Raw genomic sequence first — 21,233 nt, forward strand, 5'->3', positions numbered from 1 at the left:
ACTTTTTACTCAAAATGAACGCTAATCAGAAATCAAATTGTGTAAATAAGTCTTTTAAACCATGAGGTTGGCAACGTAAGTATTGAGGTGCTATTGCGATCTGTACACCTAGTTTTGCAGCAGCATGCCAAGGCCAGCGTGGATCATATAAAATCGCACGGGCAAGTCCAATAGCATCGGCTTGCTCATTTTGTAAAATGGCTTCTGCTTGTTCTGCTTCCGTGATTAAACCGACTGCGATTACTGGAATATTCACATGCGGTTTAATCTTTTCTGCAAATGGAACCTGATAGCTCGGTTCTAATTTGATTTTTTGGTCACGATGCAAGCCAGCGGTAGAGACATGAATATAAGCGGCGCCTGCCTTTTCTAAATGTTTGGAAAGTTCAATACTCGATTGGAGATCCCACCCGCCTTGCTCATCCATCCAATCCGTCGCTGAAATACGTACCCCGATTGGATAATCAGCAGGCACAGCTTTTTTCATTTCAGTTAAAGTTTCAATCAACATACGCATGCGATTTTCTAAAGAACCGCCATATTGATCTGTACGTTGATTGGAAAGTGGTGACAAAAATTGATGCATCAAATAACCATGTGCACCATGAATTTCAATGATTTCAAACCCTGCTTCAACAGAACGTTGTGCTGCTTTGGCAAAATCAAGTTGAACTTGTTTAATTTCTTCAAGCGTTAGCGCATGAGGCGGAACATCATCCTCATTAAATCCTATTTCACTTGCTGAAACTGTTTGCCAACCATGTTGTTGCTCAGGTTTGATCTGTCCACGACCTAACCACGGCTTATCTGTAGAGGCTTTACGTCCAGCATGTGCCAATTGCACACCAAAAGGCATCGGTGAAATTTGTTTGATTTTCTCAAGGAGTATTTTTATTTTATCTCGCTGAGTATCATTCCATAACCCAACATCTGCAAAACTGATGCGTCCATTTGCTTGTACGGCAGTCGCTTCAATCAAACACAAAGCCGCACCTGACAATGCATAATTTGCCCATTGCTGCTCATGCCAATAACTGATTTCACCTTCATCCGATGCAGAGTATTGGCACATTGGCGCAATAATAATTTTATTGTTTAAAGTAAGAGTACCGAATTTTATTGGCTCAAATAACTTTGACATTTTCCCTATTTCCTCTTTATATCCACTCTTACAGATGGTCACTGACTTAATTTTTTGCTTGCTGGGTCTAGGCTGGCAAAGGTTGTTCTGATTAAGTCTGAAATATACAGTTGCTCGTTCAGCATTTGTGAACTCAATTGCATGATTTGAGATTTATATCTGGAAAATCACGATTGTATGCTTTAAAAATTTAACCTATTTTCATGACAATTTGCAAAGTATTGCGCTGTTTTTCTATATTTTTTTCATTTATAGATTTAAATAAAAAAGCACTGAGTTTTTTCAGTGCTTTTAGGCTATTTAAAATTACAAGATTTATATTCTAATATTCAATCTAGAATTGTTTAGTGACACTTACACCAGCACTAAAGTTTCGTCCTTCAGCAGGTTCGAAATAACGTTTATTACTTTCATTCACGATCACTGAACCGATATAGTTTTTGTCAAATAAGTTGTCGACACGTGCATAAGTATTAAATTTCCAATCTTTTAAAGCCCAAGCATAGCCAAGGTTTGCAGAGAAAATCGTATAGCTTGGTGCAGAATCAGAATTGATATCATTGACATAAATCTTATCTGCATAACGTGCATCAACACCAGCATATAAGCCCTGCTCAGGTTTCCATGTCAATCCTAAATATGCCTGATTTTTGGCAATACCCGGAATGTAATTGCCTGCAGGAATTTTCTCAACGGTCCCATCAGCTTGAATGTCAGCATCAAATTTTGCATCTAAATAGCTATAGCTGGCTTGGGCAAATAAATCACGCCAAAGGTTTTTGTTCCAAGTAAATTCTGCTCCTTTACGCTCAGTTTTATCGGCATTGCGATATGTAGAACGCCCCCCCTCACTGCTTGCTGCAACGATATCGTTTTTAGTTTTGATATCAAATACAGCCAAGGTGAAATCGCCTAGACGATTCGATGATTTCAAACCAAGCTCATAAGTATCACTGCTTGCAGGTGAAAGATTGAATGCATTGGCAGCATCACTTCCCACTGCGGCATAAGACATTTCTGTAAATGTTGGTGTTTCAAAACCTTTGGCATAACTTGCATAGGCCAACAATTCAGGGAGAATTTGCCAGCTTAAAGCAGCAGATGGCAATACCTTGTCATAATTAGTTTTACCGCTGTTATCGCCATTTAAGCCCACGATATAATGATCTTCGGTTTTAAAATGCACATTGCTATAGCGAAGCCCTGCATCTAAAGTCCATGTCGGTAAAAAATTCCAAGAGGCTTGTACATAAGGGTCAATATTCCACAAAGTATTGTCTTCATCACGGCGTGTTGCCCCCTTGATGCCCAACGTATCGCCTGCAAAACTGTTAAATCCTTTACGATCTTCAGTCATTGCATCTAATGCAAGCCCTGCGCTCAATTTTGTATTTGGTAATAAATCTTTGCCTGTCCAGCGTAGATCCGCACCATAATATTGACGGTCAAAATCAATCACACCACCCGCTTGATAGGGCTTCGTTTTTTCAGTCAAAGGATTGGTCACTTGAGATATTTTGGGAATGGATTGATATTGGGTAACAGAACGCTGTCCCATATAAGCCATTGCATAGAGATCATTTTGATCATCTAAAGGTTTATCCCAAGTCACACCTGTTTGTATTTGTTCGATTTCTTTTCTGGCATTGTAATCTAATACATTTTTAACCACTTGTTTGGGATTGGCTTGCCAATCGCTACGAGTCAAACCACCTGGATCTTGTGCAGAAATATTCACATAATTGGTGATCCAATTGATCTTTGAACCATCATCCAGATTCCATGTCAATTTTGCATTATTTAAAACTTTATGCGCTGCACTATGATCACGATAACCATCTGTATCAAAATACGATGAGCTAACCACATAAGCTGGATCATATTGATTATTAGAGCCACCTTGTAAAACCAGTCCCACGTGGTTGCGTTGATTACTTCCCCCAGCATAATTCATGGTAATAGAATCTCTGCCCTGACCTTCTTTGGTTGAAGTTAAAATCGTTCCGCCAGAAGAGTTGCCATAGAGTGAAGAAAATGGACCTGTTAAAACTTCGATATGATCTAAACTAGACAAATCAATATTGGACGTTTGACCTTGTCCATCAGGCATCGTTGCTGGAATGCCATCAACATATAAGCGCAAACCACGCACACCAAAAGTCGAACGCGCGCCAAATCCACGCATAGAAATTTGTAAATCCTGCGCATAATTTTCACGATTATTGATTTGTAAACTCGGAATGCCTTTGATGACTTCTGTCAAATTGACATCAATATTATTTTGTTGCTTTGCCGCATCTACTCGATAGACCGAAGCAGGCGTTTGCATATATGAAGTATCAGTACGAGTCGCCTCCGCGATAATCGGAGGAATTGCAGTAACAGCTTGTTCATCCGTTTCTGCATAAAGGTTTTGACAAATACATGCACTTAGGCAGAGCAATGAAGAATTAAAAGGGATATTTTTAAATCGTTGTTTACTCTGCATAAGTTTTCCTTTGTTTTAGAATATGACTTTAGACCCCAAACCGATCACCAAAGCATTATCAACTTTATTGGTTGCACCCGGATGAACAACGTATTGGACCAATGGACGTAGCATCAACCATTTTGCAGGATAATAAGAATAGTTCAATTCTAAATTGTATTCCGCACTTTCATTTAATGGTGTTTTGCTGGTGCCAACACGAGTACTATTCACATAATCTCTATAGCGATCATTCACGTGAACACGGTTTACTGCAAAACCAAGGATATCATTTGGATGGTTGTCAAACAAACCGATATATTTCAAACCAATTTGTTGAGAATTATCCACTTGAGTTGTGGTGCGATCATGGAAAGTGAAGTTACCAAAGCTATGTAAGCCACGGCGACCTTGACCTGCTGAAGTCAATTGCTGTTCAAACGTAATCCAACCGCCATAAGAACGATCTTCACCAACTGAACCCGCTTTATGTGCAACATCATATTGATTTTTCGCTTCATCAGCAGTGTTGTATAAAGTACCGACACGATAGCTGCCTGGTAAGTCATTGATTAAGCCTTGTTTAGGCGACCAAACCACTTCCGTTAAGATATTTACACCATCCGCATTTTTAGTGCCAAGATTCCAACCTTTTAGCTCTAAAGCATTGTCAGGGTTGTATTCAAATACACCCATTTGTGCAAATAATTCTGGATTGATTTGGTACTTAACACGCGCACCCCATTGTGAAACAGGTGTGTTATACCAGAGTTTGCCTTGCCATTTACCCATTTGCGCCGCACAGAATGCATTGCCTTGGAAATCACAAGCCATAACGTTAAATTCTGTGCCCAATCCCATACGACCGACACGCACACCCAAACCATTTTCAAAGTTTTTATCGATGTACAATTCACTTAAACGAGAACGTGAATTACCACGACCATAATTGGCTTGAGAATTGGCAAATTGTGGCGCAAGTGGATCTTGGATGCCACGAAGCGTTGTACTTTCACCTTGACGATCTGTGATTGCTAGACGAATCGTCGTCGCATCCCAACCTGCCAATTTTGACATGTCAAAAGTAGCCCCAACCAAAGCTTGCATCGCAAACGTTGGTGCACCTTTAGGATGATAACCACCATCTGCTAGATAAGAAGTATCGGTCGCGATATTGGCATCAAATTTAATCCCTTGCTCAGCCAGCTCAGTACGATGACCGTTCCAGTCCCCTGTCAAGGTTTGTCCGTTTAAATCAAATGCTTTCTCAGCATGTGCTTGAGACATAAAAGTTGCAACTGCAACAGATAACATCTTTAAAGTAATCTTTTTCATAGAAAACCTAATTCAATAAGGTGTTTGCGCTTTCATATATTTGTCATTTTTAATTAATAGAATAATCACGATTAAAGTTTCATGAATTTTCCAATTTTAAATGACTGGCGATTCTCGTAATGGCTAAGCAAAAATACTCTAGCTATACAGATAATTAACGAGAAAATTACATATTTTTTTACTTTTAACTACCGTTAAATTTTTATAAATAATAAAACTTTAAGTTATAAATAACATTTATTATTGATAAATATTTATTTACTGAAAAAGATTTTATAATTTATTCCATATTTAACAGATAAATACTCACAATCATATAAATTAATGCAATAGACTCTGTGAAAAATCGTTCAATTTTTATCAAATTTTCCAAATAAAATTCGCTACTTTTCACTTAATACAAGCGTTTAAAAGCCTATTTATCAATCATATTTATCTAAGCTTCGATTAAAATCCATCCGCTAAATCTCTAGCTCTATTTAAATCTTACTCAGCATTGTTTTCCTTATGACGTCCTATCACATGATCTTATTTTCCTTTTGCCAAATCCTTCCTTGTTTAGCTGATTCTCATTTTTTAACACAGGATAAATTTTTTATATAAACAATATATACCAAATAATGAATCATTGTTCATTATTTTATTTTAGATTATTTCGTGCAATATTTCTAAACATCGTTATTTTAATTAACTTTACTTTTCACATAAACTTTATAGATATGTTGTTCTTGCTTACAATGTATTGTTGATTATTTTTTATAGACTTCAGAGATTTTTATGCCTGAGTTACCCGAAGTTGAAACCACAAAAACCAGCCTATTACCCCTGCTCAATCAAAAGGTCATCTCGGTTCAAGTCAGAGAATCTCGCTTACGTTGGCCTATACCCGAAAATATCACCCAATTACAAGGGCAAAAATTACTCAATTTAACCCGTCGCTCAAAATATATTTTGGCTGAATTTGAGAGCGCTACCATGCTTTGGCATTTAGGAATGTCCGGAAGTTTCAGACTTTGTGATCACAATACCGAACTGCGCAAACATGATCACTTGATTATCCAGTTTGAAGATGCTGAACTTCGTTATCATGATCCACGGCGTTTTGGCTGTATCTTATGGCTCGATGACGCAAATCAAACCAAACTGATTGATACGCTTGGACCTGAGCCTTTGAGCGATGAATTTAATGCCATTTATTTGGCTGATAAACTTAAAAATAAACAGGTCGGTACAAAAGTCGCGATTATGGATAATCACATTGTGGTTGGTGTCGGCAATATTTATGCAACGGAAAGTTTGTTTAATCTCGGCATCCACCCTGCTCAGCCTGCTTCATCTTTGAGTTTTGAACAGGTAGAACAATTGGTCATCGAGATTAAACGGATTCTAAAAATTGCAATTGATCTTGGTGGTTCAACCCTGCGTGATTATAGTAATGCAATGGGTGAAAATGGTTATTTCCAACAAACGCTCTTGGCTTATGGTCGTGCTGGTGAAATGTGCGTGAACTGTGAAACCACACTTGAAAATATCAAGCTTGGACAGCGAGCAAGTGTATTTTGCCCGCAATGCCAAGCCCTCAAACGTGTAAAAAATGAAGTCAAAATACCGAAAAAGACAGCTACTCGCACAATTAGCAAATCAGGGGCTAAAAAATGAAAACTGCAATCGTTCGACATATTTTAGTCAAAGACAAAGCCTTGGCTGAACAGCTTAAACAAAAAATCCAATCTGGTGCTGATTTCAATAAAATTGCCAAGCAATACTCGACGTGTAACTCCGCTAAGCGTGGTGGAGAACTAGGTGAAGTAAAGAAAGGACAACTGGTTCCTGTGATTGATAAATTGGTTTTTTCAGGCGCTGAAAAAGTACTGCATGGACCGATTAAAAGTCAGTTTGGTTTTCATTTACTCGAAATCAAATTCCGTATGGATTTTTAAATGGCATTCCCCACAAATCATGGGGATTTGTTTTCGAAGTTCGCCACAAAATCTGCATATTGATTGATATGTGTTCTAAAAGCTTCGGCACGGGTGGTGAAGTAAAATATTTCCGATCCACTTCGTACGATTTTTTCTGGAGACTTACCATTACAGTAACCACCCATTGAATCAACTGCCGCTTGCAAAGTGGTAAAATGCTGTGCCGCTTTATTTTCATCATCAAAACTGAACACCAATAAAACAAAATCTGGATAAGTATTTTTCCCTATTGGCTTTGAACTTTTCGCTAAATATGAACGAATTCCATCCCCTTTCACATAAATAATCTTATTCTTTACGCAATCTGCTTCCGACCATGAGCGACCATGTTCTTTTTCTACGATTTGAAAATGGTCCAAGGCAAGTTTATTTTCTAAGGCTGTAAAAAGTGCTGTATTGGCAGGCACATTTTGCACAGCAATCGTTTCGTAAGTGGTTTGTTTATTTGGCAATTCAAATACATCATGCATTTTTGCATTTTGATGCTCAGCTTTATTTTTTTCTTGTTGATGCTGAGGCTCACTGCATCCAACCATCCCGACTAGGCAAGCTAAAACTAAAAAAGATTTATTCAAAATTACTCCATTTTTCATTTGATTTTAGTGAATTTCCCAATAGACATATTAGCTCTTCATCACATATACCCAAGCATGCTGAATCTCACCCGACTCTAAATATCCTACAACCTGTACTCGCTCGTATTGAAAACCTTCAAACTCATCCAACCTTTGCCAATGATCTTGGAGCTGATCTGAAATGAGAAAATAACCCTTTACTTTAGGATCTTCGGGGTTAAGTACAATTGCTGGCAAACCCAAATCAGGTCCCCAATCCAAGGTATGCACCACACCATTTACATAACCTTTTTGCCAAGTTCCGAGGATCGGCGCAACAATATGGTGGTTTTCACGATCAGGGCATAATGTGCCATAAGTAAATAGACAATCCACTGGACTTCTCAAAAGATAAAAATATGCTCTCTAACGTTTTTAATGTAAATCAGCAAAATTGTCCAGAAATTACAGGCGATAAACACTAATCATATCGCTAATTTGAGTTAGGTTTCGCGCCTGTATTTACTTTATAGTTTTCAACCAAATCAGAATATTGCTGTATAAATACCGTATATTCTGGCTTAGGTGTAGTGAAATAATAGATCTCATTTCCATTGACCACAGCCATATTCGGTGATTTGCCATTACAAGCATTGCCACCAGAAAGTAATGCATCATTTAAAGTTTTATAGTTATTTTTAGCATCTTGTTCATTTGAAAATTCAAATACTAACAGCATAAATTCTGGATACTTATTTGGATGATCTGGCAAGGCAACCGTTCTCGTCACTGTATAGCGACGCATTCCCTCACCCTCAACTTGAATGATACGATTGCGATCACAGTCATTCAAAGTCCAAGTGTGGATGTCATCTTCAGACTCTAAAATAAAATTGGATGCTTGTAAGTTTCGATCAAGCTCTTCAATGAGTTGTTGATTATCAGGCATATCCTGAGTTTGCATTTTTAAATATTGAGTTTTTTCATTTGGCATTTGATCCGCTGACAAATAGCTTTCCTGATATCTTTGCGGAACATCTTTTTTTTGCTGTTGATCTTTGCTGCCTTGATCTGGATTTGAACATGCTTGAATCAAAACTGCCATCAAAATGATGCTCATTTTTTTCATATTCCAATCCCTTATTCTATTTCAAATAAACTCATTCATTTTAAATGATTTTTACAGAAAATAAAAACGGCACATCATGTGCCGTTTAAAAACATCATTACGTTTTTATGCTTGTGGGCGACGTTTTAATTCATCACGGATTTCACGTAAAAGTTCAATATCTTCTGGTGTAGCAGCAGGTGCAGCTTCAGCAGGTTTACGTACACGGTTAATCATTTTAACCATCAAGAATACAACCCATGCCAAAATAAGGAAGTTCAAGAAGATTGTAATAAAGTTACCGTAAGTTAAAACGTTAACTCCAGCTTTTTGCAACGCATCCAATGATTGTAGATTATCAGGGTTCTTGCCTAGTACGAAAAATTTTTGGGTAAAATCAACACCGCCACCTGTGATTACAGTAATCAACGGCATGATAATATCTTTTACTAATGAATCAATAATTTTACCAAATGCACCACCGATGATTACACCGATCGCCATGTCCATCATATTGCCTTTGACAGCGAATTCTTTAAACTCTTGAATAATGCTCATATAAGCTCCAGTTAGATCATATTTATTTTTTGTGTGACGAAGTATACATTTTTCGTATATTCATTTCTGACTAATTTACGCTCTTTTATAATTTTTCCTATATATTTTTGTTACTTTTATAAAAAAACCGCAATTTGTTTACAAATTGCGGTTAATTTATTAACTAAATCTAAAAATAGAATTAATTAATGTAGAAACTTACATACCACGTGAAGCACGTTTACGTTCGTTTTCAGTTAAATAACGCTTACGGATACGAATTGATTTAGGTGTTACTTCTACCAATTCATCATCTTCGATAAATTCAAGCGCTTGTTCTAGAGTATATTCGATAGCAGGAACAAGTGTTAATGCATCATCAGTACCAGATGCACGAACGTTTGTTAATTGTTTTGCTTTAGTTGGGTTAACAACCATATCGTCTGAACGAGAGTTAATACCTACGATCATACCTTCATACACTTCTAACTGTGGACGGGCAAATAGACGACCACGATCTTGGAGTGTAAATAAAGCGTAGCCCAAGCACACGCCTTGAACCATAGAAATCAATACACCATTTTGACGTTTTGCTACAGTACCTTGTTTTGCAGGACCGTAATGTGCAAAGCTTGATGTCATGATCCCTGTACCTGAAGTCATAGTCATGAATTCAGAACGGAAACCAATCAAACCGCGTGAAGGTACAGTTGCTTCAATACGGATACGGCCTTTACCGTCAACTTCCATATTGGTCATTTCGCCTTTACGATGACCCATTTGTTCCATTACAGAACCTTGGTGCTGTTCTTCAACGTCAAAAGTCACGTTTTCGTACGGTTCTTGCATTTGACCGTCGATTTCTTTCATGATGACTTGTGGACGAGAAACACCCATCTCAAAGCCTTCACGACGCATCGTTTCGATCAATACAGAAAGGTGAAGTTCACCACGACCTGATACTTTGAAACGGTCTGGACTGTCAGTATCTTCTACACGTAATGCAACGTTATGAATCAACTCACGATCAAGACGTTCACGGATATTACGTGAAGTTACAAATTTACCTTCTTTACCAGCAAACGGTGAGTTGTTTACTTGGAAAGTCATCGAAACTGTAGGTTCATCTACAGACAATGGCGGTAAAGCTTCAACAGTTTTAGGATCACAGATTGTGTCAGAGATATTTAAAGCATCAATACCTGTGATACATACGATATCACCTGCCGCAGCTTCATCAACATCAATACGCTCTAAACCGTGGTAACCCATGATTTTCAAGATACGACCGTTACGTGTATTGCCTTCTTTGTCAATTACAGTAACAGGAGTATTGGTTTTTACTGAACCACGTTGAATACGACCAACACCGATTACACCTACGAAACTATTATAGTCAAGAGATGAAATTTGCATTTGGAATGGACCATCAACATCTACTGCTGGTGGTTCAACGATGTCTACAATTGTTTCAAACAATGGAGTCATGTCTGCAGCTAATTCTTCAGGAGCAGGACCTGCTACACCACGAAGACCAGAAGCATAAACGATTGGGAAATCCAATTGTTCATCAGTTGCACCTAAGTTATCGAACAAATCGAATACTTGGTCGATAACCCAGTCTGGACGAGCACTTGGTTTATCTACTTTGTTGATGATTACGATTGGTTTCAAACCACGAGCAAACGCTTTTTGTGTTACGAAGCGAGTTTGTGGCATTGGACCTTCTTGTGAATCGACAAGAAGAAGTACGCAGTCAACCATTGACATTACACGTTCAACTTCACCACCGAAGTCAGCATGTCCCGGGGTGTCCACGATATTGATACGGTAAGTTGTATCAGTACGTTTATCTAACCAAGTGATTGCTGTGTTTTTCGCAAGAATGGTAATACCACGTTCACTTTCGAGCGCATTCGAGTCCATGACACGTTCGATTTCGCCCGCGCGATCACCGAGTGCACCTGATTGTTGTAAAAGTTTATCGACAAGAGTTGTTTTACCGTGGTCAACGTGCGCAATGATTGCGATGTTGCGGAGATTCTTAATATCTGACATGTAAATTCGATACGCCTAAAATTTGAGGGCAAATTATACAAAAAAATACTACCTTTTAGTAGTGACATTTTATTGACAGTTACAAGTTTTTTTGATGAATAGCATGTTTTTCGTTTTGTAAAGTAGTGTAACTCGATTAGAATAGCTGCATCTTGCTGCTGTATATCCCCCTCATGTCCAATTCAAACACCTCTCCTGATCAATCAAAATCGATCGATCTTGTCTATGGTTTAAACGATAAACCAAAACCATTCATCGCTTTTTTTGCTGCATTGCAACATTTATTGGCGATTATTGTCCCAATTGTGACTCCTGGTCTTTTGATCTGTTTGGCACTCGGTGTGTCAAAACAAGATACCAATATGATTTTATCAATGTCATTGGTGATCTCAGGTGTAGCAACTTTTCTACAATGTAAAAAAGTTGGTCCGTTTGGTGCAGGTTTATTAATCGTTCAAGGAACGAGTTTTAACTTTATTGGTCCTATGATCGGGATCGGTAGCGCCATGGTTGCTCAAGGTGTCCCTGTTAAAGATGTCATGGCTGCGATATTTGGTGTAGTCATTGCAGGTTCATTTATTGAAATGGGCGTGTCACGCATCCTACCATGGGTGAAAAAACTGATTACCCCGCTTGTCACTGGGATCGTGGTGTTATTGATTGGTTTAACGCTAATCAAAGAAGGTCTGGTCAGTATGGGTGGTGGCTATGAAGCCATGAAAAATAATACCTTTGCGAGTACGGATAACTTGATTATGTCTTGTACTGTTCTTGCGATTATTATTTTACTGAACCGTATTCGCATCGTTTGGGTTAAAAGCTCTGCAATTTTGATTGCGCTTGTCATCGGTTATATCTTGGCAGGCTTCATGGGCTATCTCAACTTTGCTGGACTTAAAGAAGCACCGCTTATTCAAATTCCTACACCGATGCATTTTGGAATTAGCTTTTCTTGGAGCTTGTTTATTCCAATGGCATTTATCTATCTTGTGACTTCTTTGGAAGCCATTGGTGATGTCACTGCCACTTCTAAAATTTCCAATGAACCTGTCGATGGTCCAGTTTGGATGCAACGTATTAAAGGTGGTGTATTGGTAAATGGTGCAAACTCTTTCTTGGCAGGTATTTTCAATACTTTCCCAAGTTCAGTATTTGCACAAAACAATGGTGTCATCCAATTGACAGGTGTTGCGAGCCGTTATGTTGGTATCTGGATCGCTGTCATGTTGGTCATTCTTGGTCTATTCCCTGCTGTAGCGGGTGTTATCCAAGCTGTACCTCAAGCCGTTCTTGGTGGTGCTGTGATGGTGATGTTTGGTGCTGTGGCTGCTTCAGGTATCAATATTTTGTCAGGTATCCAACTTGATCGCCGCGCATTATTGATCATTGCTATTTCTTTGGCACTCGGTTTAGGTGTTGCGCAAGTTCCACAAATTTTAGAACATTTACCAGAATTACCTCGCAATATCTTTAGTTCAGGTGTTGCTACTGGTGGTATTGCAGCTTTGATTTTAAATCTGCTTTTGCCTGAAGTTAAAAAGTAAGACCGACTCTGCTCTGTCTTATTTTCCAATATAAAAATTTGTATGTTTTATCATTTTTAGATTTTTTCTTTATAATTCCAAAGCTCCCTTTGATCAGGGAGCTTTGCTTTGTATTAAGCTTAGGCTAAATATCTAAATTGCTTTATATTTAAGCAGGTAAAGCGAAGGTTTTATTGCTCAAAAAATGGTTTAAATTTTGAAGCAATCAAATCCTAAAAATTTATCGATATATCTTTCATTCAACCACATTGAGATAAAATCATGGATCCAAGAAGTGAAGTTGTCATTCGGCAAAAAGACTATTTAAAAGGTCGAGTGCTCTTGATCAATGCTCCTGCTGATCACATGATCAATGATCTAAATGATGACTGCACAGCAAGCTTTTGGAGTTGGAATTATGCCGACCATCAAGCACAGCTCAATCTAAATGCTGAAGCTTTTTTTTCGGTTGAATATCCTGCGCAAACATTTGATCAAGCCGTTATTTTTGTACCCAAATCAAAAGAATTACTTAACTACATCCTGCATGTTGTTGTCAGCCATTTTCAAATCGGCCAGTCTATTTTTTTGGTCGGTGAAAAAAAAGGTGGGGTTGAACGCGCAGCCAAACAGTTACAGGCTTTTGGTAAATGCTTAAAACTTGATAGCGCACGTCATTGCCAGTTTTGGCAACTCATTTTAGAAAAAACTGAAGTTTTAAAACCACTCGAAGCTTGGCTTAAAACGTATGAAGTACAAGTCAATGATAATCTTCTGAAAATTTGCGCCTTGCCAGGTGTATTCAGTCAAGATCATTTAGATATTGGCACCAAAGTTCTGCTCCCTTACCTAAAAGAAGTAAAATCAGGTAAAATCGCCGACTTTGGCTGTGGTGCAGGAATTATCGGAAGTTATTTGGCAAAATTGCATTCAAGTAATATGATTCACGCACTAGATGTTGACGCATTTGCATTGGCATCCACAAAAATGACATTTAAAGTCAATGGTATTCCTGACCAACAACTTGTTTTACAAGCTGTTTCAGGACTGGATGATGCACCGTTTGAACTCGATGCCATTGTCAGCAATCCGCCTTTCCATCAAGGGATTCATACCGATTATGATGCGAGCGAGGGCTTATGCAAAAATGCGAAACGGCATTTACAAGCCTCAGGCGAACTCTGGATTGTTGCCAATCGTTTTTTAAATTATCCAGTTTTAATAGATCAAAGTTTTGGTCAAAGTACGGTTATCACTGATCAGCAAGGTTTTAAGGTGATCTATGCCCGTGCTGAATAACAATAGAGTTAAGGAATCGCAATGAGCGAAACAAATCATCCGGAACTCAAGCGTAAGCTTGGCGCCCGACACTTAAACATGATCGCCATTGGTGGTTCGATTGGTACGGGTTTATTCCTTGCCTCTGGTCAAACTATTGCAAATGCAGGTCCCGGCGGTGCATTACTTGCTTATGCATTGATTGGTGTCATGATCTATTTCTTGATGACCAGTTTGGGCGAACTTGCCACGCACAATCCAACTTCAGGCGCATTTTTTACTTATGGTAATAAATATGTCGAAGAAGGTTTTGGTTTCGCATTAGGTTGGAACTATTGGTATAACTGGGCAATTACAGTTGCATTTGAACTGGTTGCTGTTCAGCTCATCATGAAGTTTTGGTTCCCAGACATTCCCGGATTTTGGTGGAGTGCGCTATTCCTGACCATTATTTTCGTGATCAATGCCATGACCGTTAAAGGATTTGGTGAAAGCGAATTTTGGTTCTCGATGGTTAAAGTGATTGCGATTATTGCCTTTATCATCATTGGTATTGCTGCTATTTTCAAAATCATGATGACACCGGGTGTAGCAACTTTTGGCAATTGGACCTATAAAGATGCTCCGTTTGTAGGTGGTTTCCAAGCCTTGATCGGTGTAGCGATGATTGCTGGATTCTCGTTCCAAGGAACGGAGATGGTGGGTGTCGCTGCGGGCGAATCTAAAGATCCTAAGAAAACCATTCCTATTGCGATCAAACAAATTTTCTGGCGTATCTTACTGTTTTATATCGTATGTATTTTTATCATCGGTACGCTTGTTCCTTATGATGATCCAAACTTATTACGCGCTGCTGCTGGTGATGGCAACATTGCCCTTTCACCGTTTACATTACTTTATGAAAAAGTAGGCTTTGCTTTTGCTGCAAGTTTGATGAATGCCGTTATTTTAACTGCTATTCTTTCTGCGGGTAACTCAGGCATGTATTCTTCGACTCGTATGTTATTTGACATGGCGCGTCATGGCCGTGCGCCGAAAGCATTCGCTCGTTTGGATAAACGTGGCGTTCCATTAAATGCCTTATATGCCACAACAGCAATCGCAGCACTATGTTTCTTAACGACATTTATTGGTGAAAAAGAAGTCTTTAACTGGCTCCTCAATATGTCTGGAATGTGTGGATTTATTGTTTGGTTAGGCATTGCGATTTCACATTATCGCTTCCGTAAAGGTTATCTTGCGCAAGGCTATAAGCTCGATGATTTGGCTTATCGTGCAAAATTTTTCCCATTTGCCCCGTGGTTTGCATTTATTTTATGTACCATCATTATTTTAGGGCAAAACTACCAAGCATTCTTGGGCGGAAAAATTGATTGGCTCGGTATCTTATCAACCTATATCAGTATCCCATTATTCCTCGTGATCTGGCTTGGTTATAAGTGGAAACACAAAACCAAAGTCATTTCTTATCAGGAAATGGATGTAAAACCAGTGATTGTTGATAAAGAATAATTATCAATTATTGAGTTTAAATTTTAAGTTTTTAAGCGATCTTCGGATCGCTTTTTTTATGAAAATATAGGGTCTGTTGACATTTCAAATTGGTTGCGACGCTGAGTATTTTTTAGATGATATGAGGCGCAGATTGAGAAATTTAGTGATCTAAATGATCAAGCTACAACGAAATAACATCAAAAAATACTCTCGTCCCACAGGGTTGTAGCTAAAATTATCTCAGGCATCGTTACGAAATTTGAAAATGGTCTCGCCATTCTCTGTATTTCGTGCCTTGCCTGCTCAATTTTAGCCAACAACGCAATTCAGTTGTGAAATGTCAACAGACCCTAAAATATGAACGCTCATTTTTTGATTTATTTTGCATAAAATGCTGCTAAAACATTTGACAAAAAAAATTCCATGCCTAAAATACGCACAAATTGATTTATTTAAATCCAGATTATTGAGGAGAACATCATGCTATTTACAGGAAAACAATTATTTTAATTTAAGCAGATGTCAACTCACGGACACTTGCTTAGAAAAAAGTGTCCGAATGCCAAGATTCAAAGCCTAGCATTCGCTAGGTTTTTTTATGTCATCAATATTTTGACATTTTCGGACAAAAACAAAAAATGAGAGAAATGCTAGAGAAACAATTATGGGCATACAAATGATCTTGAACGCCAAAGCAGAATATGGTGTTCCAGTTAAAATTTATACAAAAGACGTAGATGAAGAAAGTCTTACTCAACTTCGAAAAATGTCGCAATTGCAATTTATTCATTCGCATATTGCAGTTATGCCAGACGTACATTTGGGCAAAGGTGCAACTGTAGGCAGTGTGATTCCGACTAAAAATGCCATTATCCCTGCTGCAGTTGGTGTGGATATTGGCTGTGGTATGAACGCATTACGTTTAAGTTTGAAAGCGTCACAGTTACCAGACAATCTCAGCGCTTTACGCAATGCAATTGAGCGAAAAGTTCCTGTCGGTTTTGAAATGCATAAGCAAATCAAATCTAAAGCATCTACGCTTTCACCACTCGATAAAAAGTTGCAAGTCATTACCGACAAACATCCTGCGCTCAGACGTATGCTGCGAAGTTTTGACTCAACATGGCAAAAACAGCTAGGAACATTAGGTGGTGGTAACCATTTTATTGAACTTTGTCTTGATGAAAATCAAGATGTTTGGGTCATGCTACATTCGGGTAGCCGAGGTTTGGGTAATGTGATCGGGACTTATTTTATCGAGCGTGCCAAAAAAGAAGCTCAAAGCCGTTTTGGACATGTACCTGATAAGGATTTGAGCTATTTTGCTGAAGGTTCAGCCAATTTTGATGATTATGTTGAAGCTGTAGAATGGGCACAAGAATATGCTTTTGAAAATCGTCGTGAAATGATGCGATTGATTTTAGAAGCGATTCGCCCATTATTACCTCGCTTTCAAATGACCAAAGAAGCGATCAATTGCCACCACAATTATGTGCAGCAAGAAATCCATTTTGGTGAAAATGTTTTTGTGACACGTAAAGGTGCTATTCGTGCAGGACTAGATGAATATGGCATTATTCCCGGCTCTATGGGAGCACAGTCTTTTATCGTAAAAGGTAAAGGAAATCCTAATTCATTTTGTTCCTGTTCACATGGCGCAGGACGAAAAATGAGCCGAACCAAAGCCAAACACATGTTCAATCAACAAGACTTAATCCAACAAACTCAAGGTATTGAGTGCCGTAAGGACAAAGCTGTGGTTGATGAAATTCCTAGTGCATATAAGGATATTCATGAGGTCATGGCAAATCAAGATGATTTGATTGAAGTCGTACATACCTTAAAACAAGTGCTGTGTATCAAAGGCTAGATCGCATCTGTTGATATTAGGGCTATAGATATTAGGGTTTGTTGATATTACAAAATCAAATGTTCTTATTTTCAATTTACTCAAAGAAAAGAGCGATAATCAATATCGCTCTTTTCATGATGACAATATCATCAATATAAAATTCAGATTATTTACGTAACACTACACGACTACCCGTAATCTTAGCAAAGACGCGGCGGTTCATCGCACGACCTTCTTTACTATTATTATCAGCAATCGGCTGATCCCATGCATAACCAATGGTATTCATACGCGCTGAATCAATATTATATTCATTGACCAATACTGATTTGACCGCATTGGCACGTGCCAAAGACAAACGCTCATTGAGTTTACGCGGACCTGTACTATCAGTATGACCTTCAATCGTAGCAGTCGCATTTGAATATTCATTTAACTTTTCAGCAACTTTTGCAATTTCAGTTTGGTATTGTGGCTTGATGACCGTTTTATTGGTATCAAAGAATACGCGTAGTTCCATATCTAATGGTTCTACTAACTGCGGAGGTGGCAGTTTATCAGCAACAGGCTTAATCTCAATATAATCAAGCTTAGGCGTATCTTTCATTGGCTTCAAATGCCCGCCAATCACCACATTTAAACCTGCAAGAGCAGTATAATTCCAAAAATCGTCATCGATATTATACGTTGCACGAGCTTCTGTACGTAATGATAAAACTTCACTAATACGCCAGAAAGCACCAATACCAGTATTCGCTAATGTACCTTCAGAAGATTTTAGCTGGGTATCTTCAGCATAATCACCTTCGTATTTGTACTTATAATGCCCTGCCCCCAACAATACATAAGGCTTAAATCGGCTATCATAATTTTTTGTGATCAAATCACTGGTCACAAGGAAATTACCATTGATTTGTTGTTGCGTATATTGAGCATCAGTTGCCAAATTTGAATCTAAATCGCCTTTTAAGTGCGTATATTCAGCTTCAAAATTTAACCACGGCGTCAATTCAACCCCTAAAGAAGCGCCAACCATTACATCATCTTTAAAATGACCTTGATCTGATTCAAGTAAATGATCATGACCGTTATTCGCTTGTGTATCTTGCATGGTATAACCTGTCATTACAGGTGTAATCGTGACCCCAGCATGCAAAACAGAAATTGGAGAAATGGCAAATAGTGCTAAAGTAAGATATTTTAATTTCATAAAATACTCCCAATTTATAATAAAAAATAAATACTAATTAAGTAAAAAATAATTTAATTTCAAATAAATAAAATAAAAAAATATCAAGTCAACGGATATTCAAAATCAAAGTAGTACGCCGATTGTGGGCGCGACCTGATTCAGTATCATTGCTATCAATGGGAAAATTGGCTCCTTTTGCTTTGGTGATCAATTGATCAGGATTAACGTAATAAGTTTTAGATAATTCATTTTTCACAGCATTCGCTCGAGCAAATGAGACCCTTTGATTGACTGATTCTTTTCCAGAATTATCGGTATGCCCTTCTATCATTAGGTATAGCTTTGGATTTGATTTTAATAAGGTCGCAGCCACTTGCAAAACCTCAAAATTTTGAGGACGCAACAATGAGGAATTGCTATCAAAAAAGATCGAAATTCCCTTTCTCAATTCATTAGAGATCTTTTGCAAATTTTGTGTTTTTTGCTCAACTCGTTCAGCTTCTGGAGATGTGACACATGCTGACAATACACAAATAAACAACGCCCCAATCAAAAATAAATTTATATTTCTCATAACCCCACGCATAAAAACAAAATCAAAATTATGGATATTTTCTGTGAATTATATTTTTTCTTATATTGAAAAAAAGCGACTCATAAGAGTCGCTTTTTCGATAATATTCTCAAATCATTGAGATATTATTGCGCGTCTTGAACTACTGTACGGCTACCAGTGATAGTAGCGAATACACGACGGTTCATAGCACGACCTTCTTTAGTGTTGTTGTCAGCAATTGGTTGATCCCATGCGAAACCTTGAGTAGTCAAACGACTAGCATCAACATGGTATTCATTTACAAGAGCAGATTTAACAGAGTTAGCACGAGCTAAAGATAAACGTTCGTTCAACTTACGTGGACCAGTGTTATCTGTGTGACCATCGATACGAGCTGTCGCGTTAGGGAACTCGTTCAATTTATCAGCAACTTTAGCGATTTCTGGTTGGTACTGTGGTTTGATGTTTGATTTGTTAGTATCAAAGAACACACGAAGTTCCATGCTCAAGTCTTCAACTTGTGGTTGAGGAGCTGGAGCTACAGGAGCTGGAGCTGGCTCAACAGGAGCAACTTCAACTACAGGAGCAGCTGGTTTCAAGTGACCACCAAGAACTACGTTAAGACCAGCAAGTGCTGTATAGTTCCAGAAATCTTCGTCGATGTTATAAGTAGCACGAGCTTCTGTACGAAGAGACAATACATCGTTCAAGCGCCAGAAAGCACCAACACCAGCATTACCTAAAGTACCTTCTTCAGTGTTACCACGGGTACCACGATCGATATCAGTGAATTTATATTTATAATGACCAGCACCTAACAATACGTAAGGTTTGAATTTGCTGTCATAATCTTTAGTGATTAAATCAGAAGTAACGATGAAGTTACCGTTGATTTGTTCTTGTTTGTATTCGCCACGATTTGGATTAGCAGGATTTTGCCAAACTTTTTCCATATCGCCTTTAACTTGGTTATATTCAGCTTCGAATTGTAACCATGGAGTTAATTCAACACCTAGCGCAGCACCAACAAATAGGTCATCTTTCATTTGACCTTCACCCAAACCACCTGCTTGAGTATTGTCAAGAAGATGATCATGACCGTTGTTGTGTTGAGAATCTTGGAATGTGTAACCGATTAACAAAGGAGTTACAGTTACACCAGCATTAGCAGCAGCTAAAGGCGCAGCAACAAGCATAGCAAGTGCGATACGACTCAATTTCATGGATATCCTCCAGAGATAACAATTGTTGTTCAAGCTCAGCCTAAAATTTCTGGCCTTCTGAGATATGTTTCTATCTCAGTTTTATTTTTTAAGCTATTCACTTTGAATCATACAAACACTTGAAATGTTTTCCAAGTGGTTGATAACTTTAATCAAGTGTATTATTGACAAAATTACTTACAATTTCCGTTGTAATTAGGTAAATTTTCACTCAATTTTTTTTTGCGAATAACTTATCTTAACCTAATAATATTTTAACAGCAAACTGCTTTGATGGTAATTTTTTTTTACCCTCGTTATATTTTTAATTTTTAACACTCTAATAATTAACATTTTTTATAGATAATTTATGCAAATAATAAACTTAAAACTGACCCGAGGGTTCTCACTACCAGAACTCATTATTTGTCTCACTATTATTGGAATATTATTCCATTTTGCCTCTCCTTACATTTACAATATTTTGTATAATCAAGAGGTTAATTCGATACTTCCTATTATTAAACAACACTTTATGCAAGGCAAAGCCAATGCATTAACACATCATTCAGAGGTTGTGATGTGCTCCACTAAAAATTTTAATGAATGTCAAGAGGACAACTGGTCTAACGGAATCATACTTTTTATCGATAATAACCATAATAGACAAGTTGATTTTAACGAAAAAATTATTTCAAAAACTCAAACTTCTTTGAAATATGGAAAATTGGAATGGCACGGCAATGCCAGTCATAAGCATGAAATTGTCTTTAAAGGCGATACTGGATTGCCGCGTGGAGTAAAAGCGTCCTTTTATTATTGTGGTATTCAGTCGCCCAAAAGCATGCAAGTCGTTGTTTATGATTTTTCACAGCCCCGCGCTGTCAATTTACAACAATGTTAAGACTCATGAGTCTAGTTTCTTGACTCATTTTTAATTCCATTTATAAGCTT

At 38.0% G+C, this 21,233-nt stretch carries 18 protein-coding genes; 7 read left to right on the forward strand and 11 right to left on the reverse strand.

Features of this window, described 5'->3' with window-relative positions; all coding sequences use genetic code 11:
• Positions 1 to 25: 25 nt before the first annotated feature.
• The 3 genes from F960_RS00545 to F960_RS00555 form a co-directional block, all read right to left on the reverse strand.
• A complete protein-coding gene (locus F960_RS00545; protein WP_004854755.1) occupies positions 26 to 1,141 on the reverse strand; it encodes an NADH:flavin oxidoreductase/NADH oxidase in 1,116 nt (371 codons plus the stop codon).
• Between the two features lie 334 nt (positions 1,142 to 1,475).
• Positions 1,476 to 3,629, reverse strand: a complete 2,154-nt coding sequence (locus F960_RS00550; protein ID WP_004854757.1) for a TonB-dependent receptor domain-containing protein — start codon at positions 3,627 to 3,629, stop codon at positions 1,476 to 1,478.
• Between the two features lie 15 nt (positions 3,630 to 3,644).
• Complete coding sequence (locus F960_RS00555; protein ID WP_004854760.1) at positions 3,645 to 4,943, reverse strand: carbohydrate porin; 1,299 nt, start codon at positions 4,941 to 4,943, stop codon at positions 3,645 to 3,647.
• A gap of 777 nt (positions 4,944 to 5,720) precedes the next feature.
• Here F960_RS00555 and mutM point away from each other — a divergent pair.
• Together mutM and F960_RS00565 are read left to right on the forward strand one after the other, a co-directional pair.
• On the forward strand, positions 5,721 to 6,602 hold the full coding sequence (mutM, locus tag F960_RS00560) for a bifunctional DNA-formamidopyrimidine glycosylase/DNA-(apurinic or apyrimidinic site) lyase (RefSeq protein ID WP_004854762.1): 882 nt from the start codon (positions 5,721 to 5,723) through the stop codon (positions 6,600 to 6,602).
• A complete protein-coding gene (locus tag F960_RS00565; protein ID WP_004854767.1) occupies positions 6,599 to 6,883 on the forward strand; it encodes a peptidylprolyl isomerase in 285 nt (94 codons plus the stop codon). Before mutM ends, F960_RS00565 begins: the two co-directional genes overlap by 4 nt.
• Positions 6,884 to 6,900: 17 nt before the next feature.
• On the opposite strand, the gene F960_RS00570 is transcribed toward F960_RS00565, so the two are convergent.
• The 5 genes from F960_RS00570 to typA form a co-directional block, all read right to left on the reverse strand.
• Positions 6,901 to 7,500, reverse strand: coding sequence for a hypothetical protein (locus F960_RS00570; RefSeq protein ID WP_020846675.1), 600 nt, complete (start codon positions 7,498 to 7,500; stop codon positions 6,901 to 6,903).
• Positions 7,501 to 7,548: 48 nt separating this feature from the next.
• A complete protein-coding gene (locus F960_RS00575) occupies positions 7,549 to 7,875 on the reverse strand; it encodes a gamma-glutamylcyclotransferase family protein (RefSeq protein ID WP_004854771.1) in 327 nt (108 codons plus the stop codon).
• Between the two features lie 97 nt (positions 7,876 to 7,972).
• A complete protein-coding gene (locus F960_RS00580; protein ID WP_004854773.1) occupies positions 7,973 to 8,608 on the reverse strand; it encodes a hypothetical protein in 636 nt (211 codons plus the stop codon).
• Between the two features lie 105 nt (positions 8,609 to 8,713).
• Positions 8,714 to 9,145 (reverse strand): large conductance mechanosensitive channel protein MscL, encoded by a 432-nt coding sequence (gene mscL, locus F960_RS00585; protein ID WP_004854775.1) that lies wholly within the window; start codon positions 9,143 to 9,145, stop codon positions 8,714 to 8,716.
• Between the two features lie 198 nt (positions 9,146 to 9,343).
• Positions 9,344 to 11,182, reverse strand: a complete 1,839-nt coding sequence (typA, locus tag F960_RS00590) for a translational GTPase TypA (RefSeq protein ID WP_004854777.1) — start codon at positions 11,180 to 11,182, stop codon at positions 9,344 to 9,346.
• A 173-nt stretch (positions 11,183 to 11,355) separates the two neighbouring features.
• Here typA and F960_RS00595 point away from each other — a divergent pair, with 173 nt between their 5' ends.
• From F960_RS00595 to F960_RS00610, 4 genes are all read left to right on the forward strand, one after another.
• Positions 11,356 to 12,726 carry a uracil-xanthine permease family protein gene (locus F960_RS00595; RefSeq protein WP_004854779.1) on the forward strand — a complete coding sequence of 457 codons (1,371 nt, stop codon included), beginning with the start codon at positions 11,356 to 11,358 and terminating at the stop codon, positions 12,724 to 12,726.
• 261 nt (positions 12,727 to 12,987) lie between these two features.
• Positions 12,988 to 14,004 carry a methyltransferase gene (locus F960_RS00600; protein ID WP_004854781.1) on the forward strand — a complete coding sequence of 339 codons (1,017 nt, stop codon included), beginning with the start codon at positions 12,988 to 12,990 and terminating at the stop codon, positions 14,002 to 14,004.
• 21 nt (positions 14,005 to 14,025) lie between these two features.
• Positions 14,026 to 15,495 carry an amino acid permease gene (locus F960_RS00605; RefSeq protein ID WP_004854783.1) on the forward strand — a complete coding sequence of 490 codons (1,470 nt, stop codon included), beginning with the start codon at positions 14,026 to 14,028 and terminating at the stop codon, positions 15,493 to 15,495.
• A gap of 646 nt (positions 15,496 to 16,141) precedes the next feature.
• On the forward strand, positions 16,142 to 17,347 hold the full coding sequence (locus tag F960_RS00610; protein WP_004854787.1) for an RtcB family protein: 1,206 nt from the start codon (positions 16,142 to 16,144) through the stop codon (positions 17,345 to 17,347).
• 148 nt (positions 17,348 to 17,495) lie between these two features.
• Here the strand turns inward: F960_RS00610 and F960_RS00615 are convergent, their stop codons facing one another.
• The 3 genes from F960_RS00615 to omp38 all read right to left on the reverse strand — a co-directional run bounded on the left by F960_RS00615 (position 17,496) and on the right by omp38 (position 20,300).
• Complete coding sequence (locus tag F960_RS00615; protein WP_004854790.1) at positions 17,496 to 18,539, reverse strand: OmpA family protein; 1,044 nt, start codon at positions 18,537 to 18,539, stop codon at positions 17,496 to 17,498.
• A gap of 88 nt (positions 18,540 to 18,627) precedes the next feature.
• Positions 18,628 to 19,095 carry an OmpA family protein gene (locus tag F960_RS00620; protein WP_035373215.1) on the reverse strand — a complete coding sequence of 156 codons (468 nt, stop codon included), beginning with the start codon at positions 19,093 to 19,095 and terminating at the stop codon, positions 18,628 to 18,630.
• Between the two features lie 125 nt (positions 19,096 to 19,220).
• Positions 19,221 to 20,300, reverse strand: coding sequence for an outer membrane protein Omp38 (omp38, locus tag F960_RS00625; protein WP_004854794.1), 1,080 nt, complete (start codon positions 20,298 to 20,300; stop codon positions 19,221 to 19,223).
• Positions 20,301 to 20,649: 349 nt separating this feature from the next.
• Here omp38 and F960_RS00630 point away from each other — a divergent pair, with 349 nt between their 5' ends.
• Positions 20,650 to 21,183, forward strand: a complete 534-nt coding sequence (locus tag F960_RS00630) for a GspH/FimT family pseudopilin (protein ID WP_004854795.1) — start codon at positions 20,650 to 20,652, stop codon at positions 21,181 to 21,183.
• The last annotated feature ends 50 nt before the right edge of the window (positions 21,184 to 21,233 follow it).

Source organism: Acinetobacter gerneri DSM 14967 = CIP 107464 = MTCC 9824, assembly GCF_000368565.1.
GTDB classification, from domain to species: Bacteria; Pseudomonadota; Gammaproteobacteria; order Pseudomonadales; family Moraxellaceae; genus Acinetobacter; species Acinetobacter gerneri.

What these genes read in the sequence shown, in the direction of transcription:
- F960_RS00545 (WP_004854755.1), bottom strand. Translation starts at nt 1,141, where the DNA reads ATGTCAAAGTTATTTGAGCCAATAAAATTCGGTACTCTTACTTTAAAC.
- F960_RS00550 (WP_004854757.1), bottom strand. Translation starts at nt 3,629, where the DNA reads ATGCAGAGTAAACAACGATTTAAAAATATCCCTTTTAATTCTTCATTG.
- F960_RS00555 (WP_004854760.1), bottom strand. Translation starts at nt 4,943, where the DNA reads ATGAAAAAGATTACTTTAAAGATGTTATCTGTTGCAGTTGCAACTTTT.
- mutM (WP_004854762.1), top strand. Translation starts at nt 5,721, where the DNA reads ATGCCTGAGTTACCCGAAGTTGAAACCACAAAAACCAGCCTATTACCC.
- F960_RS00565 (WP_004854767.1), top strand. Translation starts at nt 6,599, where the DNA reads ATGAAAACTGCAATCGTTCGACATATTTTAGTCAAAGACAAAGCCTTG.
- F960_RS00580 (WP_004854773.1), bottom strand. Translation starts at nt 8,608, where the DNA reads ATGAAAAAAATGAGCATCATTTTGATGGCAGTTTTGATTCAAGCATGT.
- mscL (WP_004854775.1), bottom strand. Translation starts at nt 9,145, where the DNA reads ATGAGCATTATTCAAGAGTTTAAAGAATTCGCTGTCAAAGGCAATATG.
- typA (WP_004854777.1), bottom strand. Translation starts at nt 11,182, where the DNA reads ATGTCAGATATTAAGAATCTCCGCAACATCGCAATCATTGCGCACGTT.
- F960_RS00595 (WP_004854779.1), top strand. Translation starts at nt 11,356, where the DNA reads ATGTCCAATTCAAACACCTCTCCTGATCAATCAAAATCGATCGATCTT.
- F960_RS00600 (WP_004854781.1), top strand. Translation starts at nt 12,988, where the DNA reads ATGGATCCAAGAAGTGAAGTTGTCATTCGGCAAAAAGACTATTTAAAA.
- F960_RS00605 (WP_004854783.1), top strand. Translation starts at nt 14,026, where the DNA reads ATGAGCGAAACAAATCATCCGGAACTCAAGCGTAAGCTTGGCGCCCGA.
- F960_RS00610 (WP_004854787.1), top strand. Translation starts at nt 16,142, where the DNA reads ATGGGCATACAAATGATCTTGAACGCCAAAGCAGAATATGGTGTTCCA.
- F960_RS00615 (WP_004854790.1), bottom strand. Translation starts at nt 18,539, where the DNA reads ATGAAATTAAAATATCTTACTTTAGCACTATTTGCCATTTCTCCAATT.
- F960_RS00620 (WP_035373215.1), bottom strand. Translation starts at nt 19,095, where the DNA reads ATGAGAAATATAAATTTATTTTTGATTGGGGCGTTGTTTATTTGTGTA.
- omp38 (WP_004854794.1), bottom strand. Translation starts at nt 20,300, where the DNA reads ATGAAATTGAGTCGTATCGCACTTGCTATGCTTGTTGCTGCGCCTTTA.
- F960_RS00630 (WP_004854795.1), top strand. Translation starts at nt 20,650, where the DNA reads ATGCAAATAATAAACTTAAAACTGACCCGAGGGTTCTCACTACCAGAA.